Source organism: Serratia sp. CY47280 (assembly GCF_052168655.1).
Lineage (GTDB): Bacteria > Pseudomonadota > Gammaproteobacteria > Enterobacterales > Enterobacteriaceae > Serratia > Serratia bockelmannii.
The window spans coordinates 168248-184319 of sequence record NZ_JBJNMG010000002.1; the positions used below are offsets into that span (position 1 = coordinate 168248).

At 58.4% G+C, this 16072-nt stretch carries 16 protein-coding genes and 1 other RNA gene; 9 read left to right on the top strand and 8 right to left on the bottom strand.

Annotated features, from left to right (window positions below; translation table 11 throughout):
- The first annotated feature begins 76 nt into the window (after positions 1 to 76).
- The 4 genes from smdA (at position 77) to amtB (ending at position 5564) form a co-directional block, all read left to right on the top strand.
- On the top strand, positions 77 to 1852 hold the full coding sequence (smdA, locus tag ACJ8J4_RS10155; RefSeq protein ID WP_025301774.1) for a multidrug efflux ABC transporter permease/ATP-binding subunit SmdA: 1776 nt from the start codon (positions 77 to 79) through the stop codon (positions 1850 to 1852).
- Entirely contained in the window at positions 1845 to 3623 is a 1779-nt protein-coding gene (gene smdB / locus ACJ8J4_RS10160; RefSeq protein WP_151429016.1) for a multidrug efflux ABC transporter permease/ATP-binding subunit SmdB, read from the top strand. The genes smdA and smdB overlap by 8 nt, the downstream gene beginning before the upstream one ends.
- A 279-nt stretch (positions 3624 to 3902) precedes the next feature.
- Positions 3903 to 4241: a P-II family nitrogen regulator gene (gene glnK, locus ACJ8J4_RS10165; RefSeq protein ID WP_004940327.1), complete on the top strand. Its 339-nt coding sequence runs from the start codon at positions 3903 to 3905 to the stop codon at positions 4239 to 4241.
- 36 nt (positions 4242 to 4277) lie between these two features.
- Positions 4278 to 5564 (top strand): ammonium transporter AmtB, encoded by a 1287-nt coding sequence (gene amtB / locus ACJ8J4_RS10170; RefSeq protein WP_049295142.1) that lies wholly within the window; start codon positions 4278 to 4280, stop codon positions 5562 to 5564.
- 90 nt (positions 5565 to 5654) lie between these two features.
- On the opposite strand, the gene tesB is transcribed toward amtB, so the two are convergent.
- Entirely contained in the window at positions 5655 to 6518 is an 864-nt protein-coding gene (gene tesB / locus ACJ8J4_RS10175; protein WP_016928847.1) for an acyl-CoA thioesterase II, read from the bottom strand.
- Positions 6519 to 6749: 231 nt separating this feature from the next.
- On the opposite strand from tesB, the gene ACJ8J4_RS10180 reads away from it, so the two are divergent.
- Entirely contained in the window at positions 6750 to 7241 is a 492-nt protein-coding gene (locus ACJ8J4_RS10180; RefSeq protein ID WP_025301777.1) for a YbaY family lipoprotein, read from the top strand.
- A 64-nt stretch (positions 7242 to 7305) separates the two neighbouring features.
- Here the strand turns inward: ACJ8J4_RS10180 and ACJ8J4_RS10185 are convergent, their stop codons facing one another.
- Positions 7306 to 7620 carry an MGMT family protein gene (locus ACJ8J4_RS10185; RefSeq protein WP_025301778.1) on the bottom strand — a complete coding sequence of 105 codons (315 nt, stop codon included), beginning with the start codon at positions 7618 to 7620 and terminating at the stop codon, positions 7306 to 7308.
- A 156-nt stretch (positions 7621 to 7776) separates the two neighbouring features.
- Between ACJ8J4_RS10185 and ffs the strand changes: the two genes are divergently transcribed.
- Positions 7777 to 7873: signal recognition particle sRNA small type (ffs, locus tag ACJ8J4_RS10190), an RNA gene on the top strand.
- Between the two features lie 330 nt (positions 7874 to 8203).
- On the opposite strand, the gene ACJ8J4_RS10195 is transcribed toward ffs, so the two are convergent.
- The 3 genes from ACJ8J4_RS10195 to ACJ8J4_RS10205 all read right to left on the bottom strand — a co-directional run bounded on the left by ACJ8J4_RS10195 (position 8204) and on the right by ACJ8J4_RS10205 (position 9338).
- Positions 8204 to 8407, bottom strand: a complete 204-nt coding sequence (locus tag ACJ8J4_RS10195; protein WP_004940313.1) for an HHA domain-containing protein — start codon at positions 8405 to 8407, stop codon at positions 8204 to 8206.
- A 50-nt stretch (positions 8408 to 8457) separates the two neighbouring features.
- Positions 8458 to 8826, bottom strand: coding sequence for an Hha toxicity modulator TomB (gene tomB, locus ACJ8J4_RS10200; protein WP_004940312.1), 369 nt, complete (start codon positions 8824 to 8826; stop codon positions 8458 to 8460).
- A gap of 158 nt (positions 8827 to 8984) precedes the next feature.
- Entirely contained in the window at positions 8985 to 9338 is a 354-nt protein-coding gene (locus ACJ8J4_RS10205) for a hypothetical protein (RefSeq protein WP_025301779.1), read from the bottom strand.
- Positions 9339 to 9746: 408 nt separating this feature from the next.
- Here ACJ8J4_RS10205 and ACJ8J4_RS10210 point away from each other — a divergent pair, with 408 nt between their 5' ends.
- The 3 genes from ACJ8J4_RS10210 to ACJ8J4_RS10220 are packed head-to-tail and all read left to right on the top strand — an operon-like array spanning position 9747 to position 12218.
- On the top strand, positions 9747 to 10460 hold the full coding sequence (locus ACJ8J4_RS10210) for a metal ABC transporter ATP-binding protein (protein ID WP_025301780.1): 714 nt from the start codon (positions 9747 to 9749) through the stop codon (positions 10458 to 10460).
- Positions 10457 to 11314, top strand: a complete 858-nt coding sequence (locus ACJ8J4_RS10215; protein ID WP_043135664.1) for a metal ABC transporter permease — start codon at positions 10457 to 10459, stop codon at positions 11312 to 11314. The genes ACJ8J4_RS10210 and ACJ8J4_RS10215 overlap by 4 nt, the downstream gene beginning before the upstream one ends.
- A gap of 25 nt (positions 11315 to 11339) precedes the next feature.
- Positions 11340 to 12218 carry a metal ABC transporter substrate-binding protein gene (locus ACJ8J4_RS10220; RefSeq protein WP_049209312.1) on the top strand — a complete coding sequence of 293 codons (879 nt, stop codon included), beginning with the start codon at positions 11340 to 11342 and terminating at the stop codon, positions 12216 to 12218.
- Between the two features lie 108 nt (positions 12219 to 12326).
- Here the strand turns inward: ACJ8J4_RS10220 and ykgO are convergent, their stop codons facing one another.
- The 3 genes from ykgO to sdeY all read right to left on the bottom strand — a co-directional run bounded on the left by ykgO (position 12327) and on the right by sdeY (position 16067).
- Positions 12327 to 12467, bottom strand: coding sequence for a type B 50S ribosomal protein L36 (gene ykgO / locus ACJ8J4_RS10225; protein ID WP_004940304.1), 141 nt, complete (start codon positions 12465 to 12467; stop codon positions 12327 to 12329).
- A gap of 12 nt (positions 12468 to 12479) precedes the next feature.
- A complete protein-coding gene (locus tag ACJ8J4_RS10230) occupies positions 12480 to 12734 on the bottom strand; it encodes a type B 50S ribosomal protein L31 (RefSeq protein WP_004940303.1) in 255 nt (84 codons plus the stop codon).
- 186 nt (positions 12735 to 12920) lie between these two features.
- Positions 12921 to 16067 carry a multidrug efflux RND transporter permease subunit SdeY gene (gene sdeY, locus ACJ8J4_RS10235; RefSeq protein ID WP_025301783.1) on the bottom strand — a complete coding sequence of 1049 codons (3147 nt, stop codon included), beginning with the start codon at positions 16065 to 16067 and terminating at the stop codon, positions 12921 to 12923.
- Positions 16068 to 16072: the final 5 nt, after the last annotated feature.

Sequence of the window (16072 nt, forward strand, 5' to 3'; positions counted from 1 at the left end):
GCGGCTCAACGGTGGTATCCTGCTCTGCTGAAGCAGAAAAAGAGACAAATCCCATAAAACCCTGGAATCAAACTGCGTGAGATTATTTGCTCAAATCGGCTGGTACTTCCGCCGGGAGTGGCGCCGCTACCTCGGGGCGGTGGTGCTGCTGATCGTCATCGCCATCCTGCAACTGCTGCCGCCTAAGCTGGTCGGCATCATCGTGGACGGCGTCACCGAAAAACAGATGTCCACCGGCGTGCTGATGGCCTGGCTCGGGTTGATGATCGGTACCGCGATCGTCGTTTACCTGCTGCGCTATGTGTGGCGGGTGTTGCTGTTCGGCGCGTCCTACCAGCTCGCGGTCGAGCTGCGCGAAAACTTTTACCGTCAGCTCAGCCGGCAAAACCCCGCGTTTTACCTGCGTCACCGCACTGGCGATCTGATGGCGCGCGCCACCAACGACGTGGATCGCGTGGTATTCGCCGCCGGTGAAGGCGTGCTGACGCTGGTGGATTCGCTGGTGATGGGGTTGGTGGTGTTGGTGGTGATGAGCACCCAAATCAGCTGGCAACTGACAGTGCTGGCGTTGATCCCGATGCCGTTGATGGCGATCGCCATCAAATATTACGGCGATCAGCTGCACCAGCGCTTTAAATCGGCACAGGCGGCGTTTTCCAGCCTGAACGATCAGGCGCAGGAAAGCATGACCAGCATCCGCATGATCAAGGCCTTCGGGCTGGAAGATCACCAATCCAACCGCTTCGCCGAGGTGGCGGCGCAGACCGGGGCCAAGAACATGCACGTGGCGCGGGTGGATGCGCGCTTCGATCCGACCATTTATATCGCCATCGGCGCGTCTAACCTGCTGGCCATTGGCGGCGGCAGCTGGATGGTGGTGAACGGTTCGCTGACGCTCGGGCAACTGACCAGCTTTGTGATGTATCTCGGCCTGATGATCTGGCCGATGCTGGCACTGGCCTGGATGTTCAACATCGTCGAACGCGGCAGCGCGGCCTACAGCCGCATCCGCAGCCTGCTTGATGAGGCGCCGGCGGTGCAGGATGGCCCACAGGCGCTGCCGGCCGGGCGCGGCGTGCTGGACGTGGATATCCGCGCGTTCCACTACCTGGAAAACCCACATCCGGCGCTGCACGATGTGGCGGTGACGCTGAAACCAGGGCAAATGCTGGGGCTGTGCGGGCCGACCGGGGCCGGTAAATCGACGCTGTTGTCGCTGATCCAGCGTCAGTTCGACGTCGACCAAGGGCAGATCCGCTATCACGGCCTGCCGTTGCCGCAGGTCAAACTTGACGACTGGCGTTCGCGACTGTCGGTGGTGAGCCAAACGCCGTTCCTGTTCTCCGATACCGTGGCGAACAACATCGCGCTGGGCCATCCGGGCGCGACGCAGGCGCAGATCGAACAGGCAGCGCGGCTGGCCAGCGTCCATGAGGACATTTTGCGGTTGCCGCAGGGATATGACACCGAGGTGGGCGAACGCGGCGTGATGTTGTCGGGCGGGCAGAAACAGCGCATCTCCATTGCGCGTGCGCTGCTGCTGGATGCAGAGATCTTGATCCTCGATGACGCGCTGTCGGCGGTGGACGGCCGTACCGAACACCAAATCCTGCACAACCTGCGCAGCTGGGGGCAAGATCGCACGGTGATCATCAGCGCGCACCGGCTGTCGGCATTGACCGAAGCCAGCGAGATCCTGGTGATGCAGCACGGTGGCGTTGCACAGCGCGGCGATCCGGCGGCGCTGGCGGCGCAGCCGGGCTGGTATCGCGATATGTACCGTTATCAGCAGCTGGAAGCGGCGCTGGACGAAGCGCCGGAAAACGGCGAGGAGGCGTTGGCCAATGAATAAAGTGCAAAAGCTGTGGCCGACGCTGAAGCGGCTGCTGGCCTACGGCTCGCCGTACCGCAAACCGCTGGGGCTGGCGGTGCTGATGCTGTGGATAGCGGCGGCGGCGGAAGTCGCCGGGCCGATCCTGGTCAGCTATTTTATCGATAATTACGTCGCCAAAGGGCAACTGCCGTTGATGATTGTCGGCGGGCTGGCGGCGGCCTACATTCTGCTGGAGTTGCTGGCGGCGGCGCTGCACTACTTCCAGGCGCTGTTGTTCAACCAGGCGGCGGTGGGCGTGGTGCAGCGGTTGCGTACCGACGTGATGGACGCCGCGCTGCGCCAACCGCTCAGCGCCTTTGACACACAACCGGTCGGGCAATTGATCTCGCGCGTTACCAACGACACCGAAGTGATCAAGGATCTGTACGTGATGGTGGTCTCCACGGTGCTGAAAAGCGCCGCGCTGATCGGCGCCATGCTGGTGGCGATGTTCAGCCTCGACTGGCGCATGGCGCTGGTGGCTATCTGCATCTTCCCGGCGGTGTTCGTGGTGATGGGCATCTATCAATACTACAGCACGCCGATTGTGCGCCGGGTGCGCAGTTATCTGGCGGACATCAACGACGGTTTCAACGAAGTGATCAACGGCATGGGCGTGATTCAGCAGTTCCGCCAGCAGGTGCGCTTCGGCGAGCGCATGAGCGCCGCCAGCCAGTCGCATTATCTTGCGCGCATGCAGACCCTGCGGCTCGACGGTTTTCTGCTGCGGCCGCTGCTCAGCCTGTTTTCGGCGCTGGTGCTGTGCGGCCTGTTGATGCTGTTCGGCTTCAGCGGCGAGGGCGTGATTGGCGTCGGCGTCCTCTACGCCTTCATCAACTACCTGGGGCGCCTGAATGAACCGCTGATCGAGCTGACGTCACAGCAGTCGATCCTGCAGCAGGCGGTGGTGGCCGGCGAACGCATTTTCGAGCTGATGGATCGCAGCCAGCAGAGTTACGGTGCCGACGATCGTCCTCTGGCCGGTGGCCGCATCGACATCACCGATCTGAGCTTCGCTTACCGTGCGGACAAAAAGGTGCTGCAGCATATTTCGCTGGCGGTGCCCTCACGCGGCTTCGTGGCGCTGGTCGGACATACCGGCAGCGGCAAGAGCACCTTGGCCAACTTGCTGATGGGCTATTACCCGGTCAGCGAGGGGGAAGTGCGTCTCGATGGACGCCCGATATCCAGCCTGTCGCACCGCACGCTGCGTCAGGGTGTAGCGATGGTGCAGCAGGATCCGGTGGTGATCGCCGATTCGGTACTGGCCAACGTCACGTTGGGGCGTAACATCGAGGAAGACGCCGTTTGGCGGGCGCTGGAAACGGTGCAGTTGGCGAGTCTGGTGCGCGGCTTCCCGCAGGGTATCCACACCCGCCTGGGGGAGCAGGGCAATAACCTGTCGGTCGGGCAGAAACAGCTGCTGGCGATGGCGCGGGTCTTGGTGCAGGCGCCGCAGATTTTGATTCTCGACGAGGCGACTGCCAATATCGACTCGGGCACCGAGCAGGCTATCCAGCGGGCGCTGCGTGCGATCCGCGAGCACACCACGCTGGTGGTGATCGCCCACCGCCTCTCAACCATCGTCGATGCCGATTCCATTCTGGTGCTGCATCGTGGCCACGCGGTGGAGCAGGGCAACCATCAACAGCTGCTGGCGCAGCAGGGGCGCTACTACCAGATGTATCAGCTGCAGCTGGCGGGCGAGCAGTTGGCGGAAGCGGTGCGCGAGGAGAGCCAACTCGTCTGATCCCACGGGCTGCATTCGCGGCCCTTATTTTTCCCAACGCACCACAAGCAGGCAACTCGCCCAAGCTACGCCCCCTTTCTGCACTTTTTCGACGCGATGCGCACCAAATCAGTGCGCATTATTTAACCCATTCAAGGTATCGGCGCTGCGCTGCGTCGCGGCGGCGCCCGCGTGTGCGCTAATCCGCTGAATCGTCATGCAAAATTAAATTTGGCACAGCCCTTGCTACATATGACGCGTACCAGGGGTGAGTTTGGGCTTAATTCGTGGAGGGGCAATATGAAGCTGGTGACCGTGGTAATCAAACCGTTCAAGCTGGAGGATGTGCGCGAGGCTCTGTCCTCCGTGGGCATTCAGGGGTTGACCGTAACCGAAGTGAAGGGCTTTGGCCGCCAGAAGGGGCATGCCGAGCTGTATCGCGGCGCCGAATATAACGTCAACTTCTTGCCCAAGGTCAAAATCGATATCGCTATCGCCGACGATCAGTTGGATGAAGTGGTTGATGTGATTAGCAAAGCCGCCTACACCGGTAAAATCGGCGACGGCAAAATTTTCGTTGCCGAGTTGCAACGCGTGATCCGCATTCGCACCGGCGAAACCGACGAATCGGCACTGTAACCACGAACTCAGTTAAGCAATGGGGATGGATTGATAATGAAAAGACTGTTATCCATGTTGGGCCTGAGTTCGGTAACCCTGGTTCCTTCTTTGGCCCTGGCCGCCCCGGCGGTCGCCGATAAGGCCGACAACGCCTTTATGATGATCTGCACCGCGTTGGTGCTGTTCATGACGCTGCCGGGCATCGCGCTGTTTTACGGCGGCCTGCTGCGCGGCAAAAACGTGCTGTCGATGCTGACGCAGGTCACCGTCACCTTCGCGCTGGTCTGCGTGCTGTGGGTGCTGTATGGCTACAGCCTGGCGTTCAGCGAAGGCAATGCGGTGTTCGGCGGATTCGAGACGGCGATGCTGAAAGGCATCGGCATCGACAGCGTCACTGGCAGCATCAGCCAGATGATCCACGTCGCTTTCCAGGCCTCCTTCGCCTGCATTACCGTGGCGCTGGTGGTGGGGGGCTTCGCCGAACGCATTCGCTTCTCGGCGGTGCTGATCTTCGCGATCGTGTGGTTCACCCTGTCTTACCTGCCGATCGCGCACATGGTGTGGGGCGGTGGCTATTTGGCCACCGACGGCGCGCTGGACTTCGCCGGCGGCACCGTGGTGCACATCAACGCCGCCAGCGCCGGGCTGATCGGCGCCTATCTGCTCGGCAAACGCGCCGGCTTCGGTAAAGAGGCGTTCAAACCGCACAACCTGCCGATGGTGTTTACCGGGGCGTCCATCCTGTATATCGGCTGGTTCGGCTTCAACGCCGGTTCCGCCAGCGCGGCCAACGGCATCGCGGCCCTGGCATTCCTCAACACGGTGGTGGCTACCGCGGGCGCCATTCTCTCCTGGACCTTCGCCGAGTGGGTGCTGCGCGGCAAGCCTTCGCTGCTGGGCGCCTGCTCCGGCATGATCGCCGGGCTGGTTGCGGTGACGCCGGCGGCGGGCACCGTCGGCGTGGGTGGGGCGTTGATCATCGGCCTGGTGGGCGGCGTCGCCGGCCTGTGGGGCGTCGTGACGTTGAAGAAATGGCTTAAGGTGGACGACACCTGCGACGTGTTCGGCGTGCACGGGGTGTGCGGCATTGTCGGCTGTCTGCTGACCGGCGTGTTCACCGCTTCTTCCCTCGGTGGCACCGGCTATGCCGAAGGCGTGACGATGGGCCATCAGGTGTGGATCCAGCTGCTGAGCGTCGTGATTACGCTGGTGTGGTCAAGCGTCGCCGCCTTTATCGCCTTCAAGATTGCGGGCGCGATGGTGGGGCTGAGAGTGCCGGAAGAGCAGGAGCGCGAAGGGCTGGATGTCAACAGCCACGGCGAGAGCGCCTACAACCAATAAGACTCGAAGCAGGGTAGTGCGCGAAAGACTAAAATAATGATGAAGCAAAAAGGGGCGATGGAAACATCGCCCCTTACTTTATATTGCGGATTAGGCGTCGCGCTGGCGAATCACCCCTTCCTGCACGGTGGTGGCGACCAGTACGCCGTCGCGAGTGTAGATCTGGCCGCGCACAAAGCCCCGTGCGCCGGAGGCGGAGGAGCTCTCCACCGCGTACAGCAACCAGTCATCCATACGGAACGGACGGTGGAACCACATTGAGTGGTCAATGGTGGCCACCTGCATGCCCGGCTCGAGGAAGCCGACGCCGTGTGGCTGCAGCGCCGTCGGCAGGAAGTTAAAGTCCGACGCGTAGCCCAGCAGATATTGGTGGATGCGCTGATCGTCCGGCATGCTGCCGTTGGCACGGAACCACACGTAGCGATGCGGCTCTTCCACGCTGCCTTTCAACGGATTGTGGAATTTCACCGGGCGCATTTCGATCGGCTTCTGGCCGATAAATTTTTCGCGCACTTTTTCCGGCAGCATATGCGCCAGCTTCTGGGCGATCTCTGACTCGGACAGCAGCCCTTCTGGAGGCGGCACGTCCGGCATCAGGTTCTGGTGCTCGAAACCGGTTTCCGGGCTTTGGAAAGAGGCGGTCATATAGAAAATAGGTTTGCCGTGCTGAATAGCGCTGACGCGACGGGCGCTGAAGCTGTTGCCGTCGCGCAGGGTTTCTACGTCGTAAACGATGGGTTTGCTGCTGTCGCCCGGGCGCAGGAAGTAGCTGTGGAACGAGTGCACGCTGCGCTCGTCCGGCACCGTCTGCTTGGCGGCGTAGAGCGCTTGGCCGACAACCTGTCCACCGAACACCTGGCGCAGCCCCAGATCTTCGCTTTGGCCGCGGAACAGTCCTTCTTCGATTTTCTCCAGATCCAGCAGATCAAGGAGGTTTTGCAATGCCTGGCTCATAAAATTGTTACCTTTCTAATAATCATTTTGCGCAGTGTGCGGAATATCACGGCGTGGCGTCAACATTTTGCATTACAGGGCCGATGAGAATGCTCTTAATCGTGGGCGCCTTGGGCTGTTTAAGTGATTAATAGGCGGGGTAAAGTGGATTTATCAGTGTTTTGTGCTAGGTTTAATAAGTGCGGTGGTGAAAGCCACCAACATGTTGATAATAAAAAAGGAGACCGATCCATGAAACTCTGGCAAATCGTAGGCGGTGCCGCGGCACTGACGATCACGCTGGCAGGATGCGCGCAAAAGAGTGCTGATGTGCCTACACAGGCGGCCGGTAATCCGGCGGCTGCGCAAACGCAGATTCAAGGCCCGGCGGTGACAGGTTCGGTTAATATACGTCAGCGTATTGCGCTGCCGCCGGACGCCGTACTGACGGTCACCCTCTCTGACGCCTCGCTGGCGGATGCCCCGTCCAAAGTGATTGCACAGCGCGCGATACGTACTGAAGGGCAACAGGCGCCATTCAACTTTACGCTACCGTACAATCCGTCCGACATCCAACCGAATGCGCGTATCATTCTGAGCGCGGCGGTGACGGTCAACGGGCGACTGATGTTTATTACCGACACTATCCAGGAAGTGGTTAACCGCAACGGCACCCGCGCCGATCTGCTGCTGGTTCCGGTTCAGGGTGTGCCGATTCAGGCTGCGCCAACCGCCATGCAGTAAATTTCCTGCGGTACAGCAAGATGAAATCAACAGCCTTTGCGCTTCGGCCAAAGGCTGTTTTGTTTTACCAGCGCCAGCCGTAGCGCTCGAAATCGACCGTGCTGTGCGGGCCGAAAATAATCCCTTCCGCCAGCAGTGCCTGCCGTTGCCGTTGAAAATCCTCCCCCTGCTGCGAGATCTGTCCGTGCCGGTTGATCACCCGGTGCCAGGGCAGCGCGCTGCCTTCCGGCAAACGCCGCAGCACGCCGCCAACCTGGCGCGCGGCACGCGGTGAACCGGCCAGCCGGGCGACTTCGCCGTAGGTGGTGACTTTGCCGTAAGGAATGGCGGCCACGATGTGGAATACCCGCTGGCTGAAAGAGGCGTCTTCTGGTTGCATATTGCTGTTCCTGCGCGAGTCAAAACCCAGGCGAAGAGTGTGCCACAGTGCAGGTGGGTAAGAAAACAGCGGTTAGCCCCGGTTGGCTTGCTATTTGGCGGGGCATCGCCGATAATGCCCACCGCTTCAGAGTACAGAAGCCGTCAATGGGGGCCCTGTTGGTTCTCCCGCAACACTAACTTGTGAACTCGGTCAGGTCCGGAAGGAAGCAGCCGCAGCAGGTGACGTGTGTGCCGGGATGTAGCTGGCAGGGTCCCCACCCATTTGGCCTTCGCCAATCCGCACTTTTGCCGTCTCTCTTCTACTCATCGATTATCCCTTTCTGCCATCAGGCAGAGCGACAAGGCATTTCTTTTCTTCCCGCCCTCAATTCTTTTGGATAATGAATTAGCGGTTCTGGATGCAAGCATAATGAGGGGGCGATGGCGTAACCTGTCTCGATTTAAAAAGAAAATTGCTTCCAGGCAATATTATTATTGAAAGGGGGAGTGCAAATGAAGTTTTACTGTCAATAGGAAAAGTACGTATTCAGCTTGAACATTGAAGCCGATAAAAGCATCGGCTCAACGCGTTGGGGGTCTGATTATCTGACATATTTCCAAACGGAGGTGGGGATTTTGTCATACAGTTTGTTCATGGTGAGCTCTGCCAGACGGTGATCGGCCGCTGAGTAAAACAGCTCCAGTTCATCATCGGAAAGCTCGTACTTATTTTTCTCAATAACACGTTCGAGAGTATCAATCGTGGTGCATTTACGTAAACGCATCAGATAGTCGGTTTTAGTCATGGTGGCCTTTAGTTTAATAACCGTAAAAATAGCTCGGGAATAATTATCCCTTAAGTTTTCATTGTCGTACAGATGTCCTCTCCTGAGAACATTCTGAATAATCTCGCCTTGGTTTTTTGCCAGCGGCGCAGGTCGGAATCATTGATACCGTAACTGCTGAACAGCGTATAGGTATCATCGAGATATTCTTCGACTAACTCCGACAGGTCAGATTCGTCCATGTATTTAATTTTATAGCTCATCACAAACGAAGCGATATGTTCGATCAACTCATTAAGCTGCAGGTTGACGGAGGACGTCGGATCGTTGACCCACCCATGATGACTGTCTCCCAGGGTAGCGATACCTTCATCATACAAATTTTCGCACAAGAATTTGAGCTGAGCAATGTCGTGTCGCTTAGGCGAATACTCATCCATATCATCCCCTCCGTAAGTCTTAATTGCGGTGTGATAACACTATGTGAGTAAGCTGATTTACATCATGGACGGAGGCAGCTTAACGGTCTTTAAATAAACTTCCCGTAAAGTGAATATAAATCATTTTTTCGCGTTTGGCCTGTAGTTATTACGTAAACTTACAATTCATCCGCTGTTGATGGACGTGAGTTATCAATGATGTCGAAGATTAAACCCCGTTCTGTCACACGGAACCGGACGCTATCGCTGAGAGTGTCTTCGCTGTTGATATCCAGGCAGGCATTAAAAATGCCCCACTTATAACGATAACTCATTGAATAATCGCTACCACCCTGTTGCACTATATCAAGTATTTCTAATGAATCTTCGGCATAGCGTGCGCTTTCAGAATAAAAACTGAGTCCGCTGGTCAGCGCCGGCACTAACTCCGCTATATTGTCATTAATCACTTTCTTTAATTTGTTAACAGAAAGTGCGTTGACATCCAGGTTACAGGCAAGGGTAACAAGCATTAATCTCGGCCAACAGCAATGTTATCTGCTTATCTTACTCCTTTTCCTCCCTCGTCGGTAAATTTTTCGATTTACCGCTGTTCTTTACCTTACGCCAACATTTCAACCGAATGGGAATATCCCTGGATTTGATAAGGAGGCTTGGGGGGAAAGTGCCGCTGCGCGAGAGATTGTTACGTTCCGTTGCATTATTGTCGCGCCATAGCTTGAGATGCGACAGTGTATGTGATGTTATATTATAACTATAAACCCATCATTTTTGGCTACGACATTGACTCCCACTTCGCAACATGACGCCACGCCGTCACTGAATTCGTTGTTCACCACCTCTGCTGCCGCGCGTTGCGCAGGTGCCGTTATGCTGCTGGCCCTGCTGTGGCTCGGCATCTTCTGGGCGGTGTCGCTGCCATGATTACCTTGCGTCAGCTGGCGATAGGCTATGGCGCCACGCCGCTTTTCCCGCCGCTGAGCGGGCAGTTTACCGCCGGATCGCTCACCGCGGTGGTGGGCGTCAACGGGGCAGGTAAGTCGACGCTGCTGAAAACCTTCGCCGGATTGTTGCCGCCGCTGGGCGGCAGCCTGAGTTTTATCGGCGGAAAGCCGCCGCGCAGAGCTTATCTACCGCAACAGGCTGAGCTGGATCGGCAATTCCCGATTGCGGTAAGCGATCTGGTGGCGATGGGCTGTTGGCCGCAAAGTGGCATGTTCGGCGGCATGAGCAAGCGTGCGGCGAGCCAGGTCAACGAGGCGTTGGCGAGCGTTGGCATGAGCGCGCTGGCGCACACTCCGGTGGGTGAACTGTCCGGCGGCCAGCTGCAGAGGGGGTTGTTTGCGCGCCTGCTGGTCCAACAGGCGCCGCTGATTTTGCTGGATGAACCTTTCACCGGTATCGACAGCGCCACCACGCAAATTTTGCTGCAGGTGATTGCACAACTGCACCGGCAGGGGAAAACGGTGATCGCCGTGCTGCACGATATGTCGATGGTCGCCGAGCATTTTTCACAGGTACTGTTGCTGACGCCGCAGGCTTGCCACTGGGGCGCGGCCAAGCGGGTGCTGGAACAGGTGCCGAGGTATCACGCCGCCGAACGGCAGCCGGATCTGCGGGCGGTGGCGCCATGATGTTGTTGCATGGGCTTATCGATCCTTTCCTCTCTTTCGGTTTTATGCGCCGCGCGCTCATGGCGTGCCTGGCGTTGTCGCTCAGCGCCGCCCCGCTGGGCGTGTTTCTGCTGCTGCGCCGCATGAGCCTGGTCGGGGACGCATTGTCCCACGCGGTGTTGCCGGGCGCGGCGATCGGTTATCTGATCTCCGGCATGTCGCTGGTGGCGATGGGGGTGGGCGGTTTTATCGCCGGGTTGGCGGTGGCGATGCTGTCCGGCCTGGTGAGCCGCCGCACGCCGTTAAAAGAAGATGCCAGCTTCGCCGGGTTCTATCTGGGGTCACTGGCGCTGGGGGTCACGCTGGTCTCGCTGCGCGGTTCCAGCGTGGATCTGCTGCACGTGCTGTTCGGTTCGATTTTGGCGGTGGATGCGCAGGCCATGCTGATGGTCGGTGCGATCGCCTCGGTTTCGCTGCTGGCATTGGCGGCGCTGTACCGCGCGTTAGTGATCGAATCCTTCGACGTCACTTTTCTGCGCGTCAACGCCCCGCGCCGGTTGGCGCTGATCCACGGCCTATTTCTGGCGCTGGTTGTGGTCAATCTGGTGGCAGGATTCCAGATCCTCGGCACCCTGATGTCGGTGGGGCTGATGATGCTGCCCGCCGCCAGCGCGCGCTTCTGGGCGCGCAATCTGCCGCAGACGCTGGCGACGGCGATGGGTATCGGCGCGCTGTCCAGCGTGATTGGGCTGGTGTGGTCCTATTACGCGTCGTTGCCTGCCGGCCCGGCGATCGTGCTCAGCGCCAGCGTCATCTTTTTCGTCTCGATCCTGTTTGGAACGCGCGGAGGCATTTGCGCCTTCGCGCGCCGTTGAGAAGTGCCATTTGCAAGGAGAAAGTATGAAACGTTTACCTATATCGCTGGCGGTTGCTGCTCTGCTGGCCAGCCCATGGGCGATGGCGAAGACCGTCGACGCCGTCGCCAGCTTTTCCATTCTGGGTGATATCGTCAAAGAGGTGGGCGGCGATCACGTCAAGGTCAGCACGCTGGTGGGGCCGGATGGCGATCCGCACAGCTTCGAGCCTTCGCCGCAGGACGGCAAGAAGCTGGCTCAGGCTGATGTGGTGTTCGTCAGCGGTCTGGGGCTGGAAGGGTGGATCGATCGCTTGGTCAGCGCTTCGGGTTATAAAGGGCAGGTGATCACCGCTTCACAGGGGATCAGTACCCGCCAGATGGAAGAGGACGGCAAACCGATTACCGATCCTCACGCCTGGAACAGCATGAAAAACGGCGTACAGTACGCCACTAACGTGATGAACGCCCTGATTGCCGCCGATCCCGAGGATGCCAACTATTTTCGCCAGCGCGGAGCCGGATACATTCAGCAGCTGCAAAAGCTGGACCAGTGGGCCAAAACCCAGTTCGCCGCAGTGCCACCACAGAAACGTAAGGTGCTGACCAGCCATGATGCGTTTGGCTACTTTGGGCAAGAGTATGGCGTCACCTTCCTTGCCCCGGTCGGGTTTTCCACCGAGGCCGAAGCCAGCGCCAGCGACGTGGCCAATCTGATCAAGCAAATCAAACAGGAAAAGGTCAACGCTTACTTTATCGAAAATCAGACCGATCCGCGGTTGGTGAAACAGATCGCCGCCGCCACCGGCGCCAAGGCGGGCGGCGAGCTGTACCCTGAAGCGCTCTCCCGCGCGGGCGGCCCGGCGGCCACCTATGAGCAGGCGTTCAAGCACAATGTCGACGCGCTGCTGAGCAGCATGAAGTAATCTCCGCCCCCGCCTGCCGGCGGGGGACGGCTTGCAGGTACTTTCTCGCCGTAAAAAAAAAGCCCCGTTGAGCAGCAACGGGGCTTTGCGACAGATGACACTTTGGAGTTAACGCTTTTTCTTACGTCCCTGTACCGCTTTGAATCGCGGATTGCTTTTACAGATCACATAGATGCGGCCACGACGACGCACGACTTTGCAATCCGGGTGGCGGTTTTTCGCCGAACGCAATGAACTCAATACCTGCATGGGATTTCCTTGTTACTTATTGCCGATAAAGCGGCCAAAGCGCTGCTGGAAGCGCGCCGTGCTGCCTTCTTTGGAATAGTCTTTCTGCTTGCCGGTGTAATACGGATGCGAAGCAGAAGAGACGTCAAGGGTGACATACGGCCAGCTTTCGCCGTCCAGTTCGATGGTGCGATCGGTTTTGATGGTCGATCCCACTTTGAAGTAGGCATTGGCGCTGACGTCGTGGAACACCACGGTGCGGTAATCGGGGTGGATGCCGGGTTTCATAATGGCTCTCTCGTGTAATGTTATACTATAACAATAATTATGCGCCGACCTGGCATCGCGATCAAGCGCAAATTGCACACAAAAGTGAATTAATGAGAACGGTTTGCATTAAGCAACTGAAGCAAAAGAAAAAGGCCGCATGCGCGGCCTTTTCGGTTATCGGGTAGAGATCCCTTCACTGAGCGATCAGTGGTGTTCTACCGGATGGCTGTGTTCCAGGTCTTCGTTCTTCTTGCTGAAGCGGCGGCGAACCACCACGAAGAACACCGGCACGAAGAAGATCGCCAAGACGGTGGCGGTGATCATCCCGCCCATTACGCCGGTACCTACCGCGTTCTGTGCGCCGGAGCCTGCGCCGCTGCTGATAACCAGCGGCAGAACCCCGAGGATGAAGGCCAGAGATGTCATGAGGATTGGACGCAAACGCATACGCACCGCTTCCAACGTCGCTTCGATCAGACCTTTGCCTTCTTTCTCCATCAGATCCTTGGCGAACTCAACGATCAGGATGGCGTTCTTCGCCGATAGACCGATGGTGGTCAGCAGCCCCACCTGGAAGTACACGTCGTTGTTCATGCCGCGCATCGTCGCGGCCAGCAACGCACCGATAACCCCCAGCGGCAATACCAGCATGACCGAGAACGGCACGGACCAGCTTTCATACAGCGCTGCCAGACACAGGAACACCACCAGAATCGAGATGGCGTACAGCGCCGGCGCCTGGTTGCCCGACAGACGTTCCTGATAGGACATACCGGTCCAGTCGTAACCGATGCCACTTGGCAGTTTGGATGCCAGCTGTTCCATCAGGTTCATCGCTTCACCGGTACTCTTGCCCGGTGCGGCCTGGCCCAGAATTTCCATCGACGGCAGGCCGTTATAGCGTTCCAGACGCGGTGAGCCGTATTCCCACTTCGCCGAAGAGAAGGCGGAGAATGGCACCATCTGGCCGCTGGTACCGCGCACGTACCACTTGTTGATGTCTTCCGGCAGCATACGGAACGGCGCGTCGGCCTGTACATACACCTTCTTCACACGACCGCGGTCGATGAAGTCGTTGACGTACGAACCACCCAGGGCGGTGCTCAGCGTGCTGTTGATGGTAGTGATGCTGACGCCCAGCGCCTTGGCTTTCTCCTGATCGACGATCAGTTTGAACTGCGGCGTATCTTCCAGGCCGTTCGGGCGCACACCCACCAGCACGTCCGGATGCTGAGCAACCATGCCCAACAGCTGGTTACGCGCTTCGGTCAGTTTTTCGTGCCCCAGGCCACCCTGGTCAATCAGCTCGAAGTCGAAGCCGGTTGCGGTACCGAGTTCGATGATCGCCGGCAGGTTGAACGGGAACACCAGGCCTTCTTTAATCTGCGAGAAGGCACCCATGGCACGGCCCGCGATCGCCTCGACCTTGTTCCCGGCCCCTGGACGCTCACCCCAGTCTTTCAGGCTGACGAATGCCAGGCCGTTGTTCTGGCCGTTACCGTTGAAGCCGAAGCCCGCGACGGTAAACACCGAAACCACGTTGTCCTTTTCCTTGTTCAGGAAGTAGTCAGAGACTTCTTCCAGCACTTTGTTGGTACGGGACTCGGTGGCACCGGCAGGCAACTGCACCATGGTCAACAGGATGCCCTGATCTTCGTCCGGCAGGAACGAGGAAGGCAGGCGCAGGAACAGCAGGCCCATGCCAACCACGATCAACAGGTAGATGATCAGATAGCGGCCGGTGCTGCGCAGGATGTTGCCCACGCTGTCGGTATAGTGATGCGTGCTCTTCTCGAACATGCGGTTAAACCAGCCGAAGAAGCCTGTTTTAACCCCGTGATCGCCTTTCGGGATCGGTTTGAGTAGGGTGGCGCACAGCGCCGGCGTCAGGATCAAGGCCACCAGCACCGACAACGCCATCGCGGACACGATGGTGATCGAGAACTGGCGATAGATGGCGCCGGTTGAACCGCCGAAGAACGCCATCGGCACGAATACCGCCGACAGCACCATGGCGATACCCACCAGCGCGCCCTGGATCTGGCCCATCGATTTACGGGTAGCTTCTTTCGGCGGCAGCCCCTCTTCGGACATGACGCGCTCGACGTTTTCCACCACCACGATGGCGTCATCCACCAGCAGGCCGATCGCCAACACCATGCCGAACATCGTCAGGGTGTTTATCGAGAAGCCGAACGCGGCGAGGATCGCAAAGGTCCCCAGCAGTACTACCGGCACCGCGATGGTTGGGATCAGCGTCGCGCGGAAGTTCTGCAGGAACAGATACATCACCAGGAAGACCAGGATGATGGCTTCGATCAGCGTTTTCACCACTTCGTTGATGGAGATTTTAACGAATGGGGTGGTGTCGTACGGATAAACCACTTTCATCCCTTGCGGGAAGAATGGCGCCATCTTGGCCAGCTCGTCTTTCACACCTTTGGCAGTGTTCAAGGCGTTGGCGCCGGTCGCCAGTTTGATACCCAGGCCGGCGGCAGGCTTGCCGTTGTAGCGAGCGGTAACGGCATAGCTTTCCGCGCCGCGCTCGATGTGAGCGACGTCGCGCAGGCGTACCTGAGAACCGTCGGTATTCACTTTCAGCAGGATCTTGCCGAACTCTTCCGGCGAAGTCAGACGGGTCTGCGCGATGATCGAGGCGTTCAACTGCTGCCCCGGCACCGGCGGCAGGCCGCCCAGCTGGCCTGCGGCGATCTGGTTGTTCTGCTCGGTGATGGCGGAGGTCACGTCCGTGGTCGTCAGCTGGAAGTTGTTCAGCTTGTTCGGATCCAGCCAGATACGCATCGCGTACTGGGCACCGAACAGCTGCACTTCACCCACGCCGGACGAACGGCTGATCGGGTCCTTGATGTTGGACGCCACGTAGTCCGCAATATCGTCCTGAGTCATGTTCGGATCGTCGGAAACGAAGCCGGCCACCATCAGGAAGCTGCTGCTGGATTTTTCTACTTTCAGGCCCTGTTGCTGAACTTCTTGCGGCAGTAACGGGGTGGCCAACGACAGTTTGTTCTGAACCTGAACCTGCGCGATGTCAGGATCGGTGCCGGAATCAAACGTCAGGGTAATGGTGACGCTACCAGAGGAATCACTGGTGGAGGACATGTACATCAGGTTATCGATACCGTTCATGTTCTGTTCGATAATCTGCGTGACGGTATCCTGCACCGTTTTGGCATCTGCGCCCGGGTAGTTGGCGGAAATACTCACCGCCGGCGGTGCAATAGTGGGATACTGCGCGATTGGCAGTTTCATTATTGCAAGCACCCCCGCCAACATGACGATGATGGCGATTACCCAGGCGAAAATCGGGCGATCTATAAAGAACTTAGCCATGTATT

Bases quoted from the DNA above. Each gene is read 5' to 3' on its own strand.
- smdB (WP_151429016.1), top strand. From the start codon at position 1,845: ATGAATAAAGTGCAAAAGCTGTGGCCGACGCTGAAGCGGCTGCTGGCC.
- glnK (WP_004940327.1), top strand. From the start codon at position 3,903: ATGAAGCTGGTGACCGTGGTAATCAAACCGTTCAAGCTGGAGGATGTG.
- amtB (WP_049295142.1), top strand. From the start codon at position 4,278: ATGAAAAGACTGTTATCCATGTTGGGCCTGAGTTCGGTAACCCTGGTT.
- tesB (WP_016928847.1), bottom strand. From the start codon at position 6,518: ATGAGCCAGGCATTGCAAAACCTCCTTGATCTGCTGGATCTGGAGAAA.
- ACJ8J4_RS10180 (WP_025301777.1), top strand. From the start codon at position 6,750: ATGAAACTCTGGCAAATCGTAGGCGGTGCCGCGGCACTGACGATCACG.
- ACJ8J4_RS10185 (WP_025301778.1), bottom strand. From the start codon at position 7,620: ATGCAACCAGAAGACGCCTCTTTCAGCCAGCGGGTATTCCACATCGTG.
- ACJ8J4_RS10195 (WP_004940313.1), bottom strand. From the start codon at position 8,407: ATGACTAAAACCGACTATCTGATGCGTTTACGTAAATGCACCACGATT.
- tomB (WP_004940312.1), bottom strand. From the start codon at position 8,826: ATGGATGAGTATTCGCCTAAGCGACACGACATTGCTCAGCTCAAATTC.
- ACJ8J4_RS10205 (WP_025301779.1), bottom strand. From the start codon at position 9,338: ATGCTTGTTACCCTTGCCTGTAACCTGGATGTCAACGCACTTTCTGTT.
- ACJ8J4_RS10210 (WP_025301780.1), top strand. From the start codon at position 9,747: ATGATTACCTTGCGTCAGCTGGCGATAGGCTATGGCGCCACGCCGCTT.
- ACJ8J4_RS10215 (WP_043135664.1), top strand. From the start codon at position 10,457: ATGATGTTGTTGCATGGGCTTATCGATCCTTTCCTCTCTTTCGGTTTT.
- ACJ8J4_RS10220 (WP_049209312.1), top strand. From the start codon at position 11,340: ATGAAACGTTTACCTATATCGCTGGCGGTTGCTGCTCTGCTGGCCAGC.
- ykgO (WP_004940304.1), bottom strand. From the start codon at position 12,467: ATGCAGGTATTGAGTTCATTGCGTTCGGCGAAAAACCGCCACCCGGAT.
- ACJ8J4_RS10230 (WP_004940303.1), bottom strand. From the start codon at position 12,734: ATGAAACCCGGCATCCACCCCGATTACCGCACCGTGGTGTTCCACGAC.
- sdeY (WP_025301783.1), bottom strand. From the start codon at position 16,067: ATGGCTAAGTTCTTTATAGATCGCCCGATTTTCGCCTGGGTAATCGCC.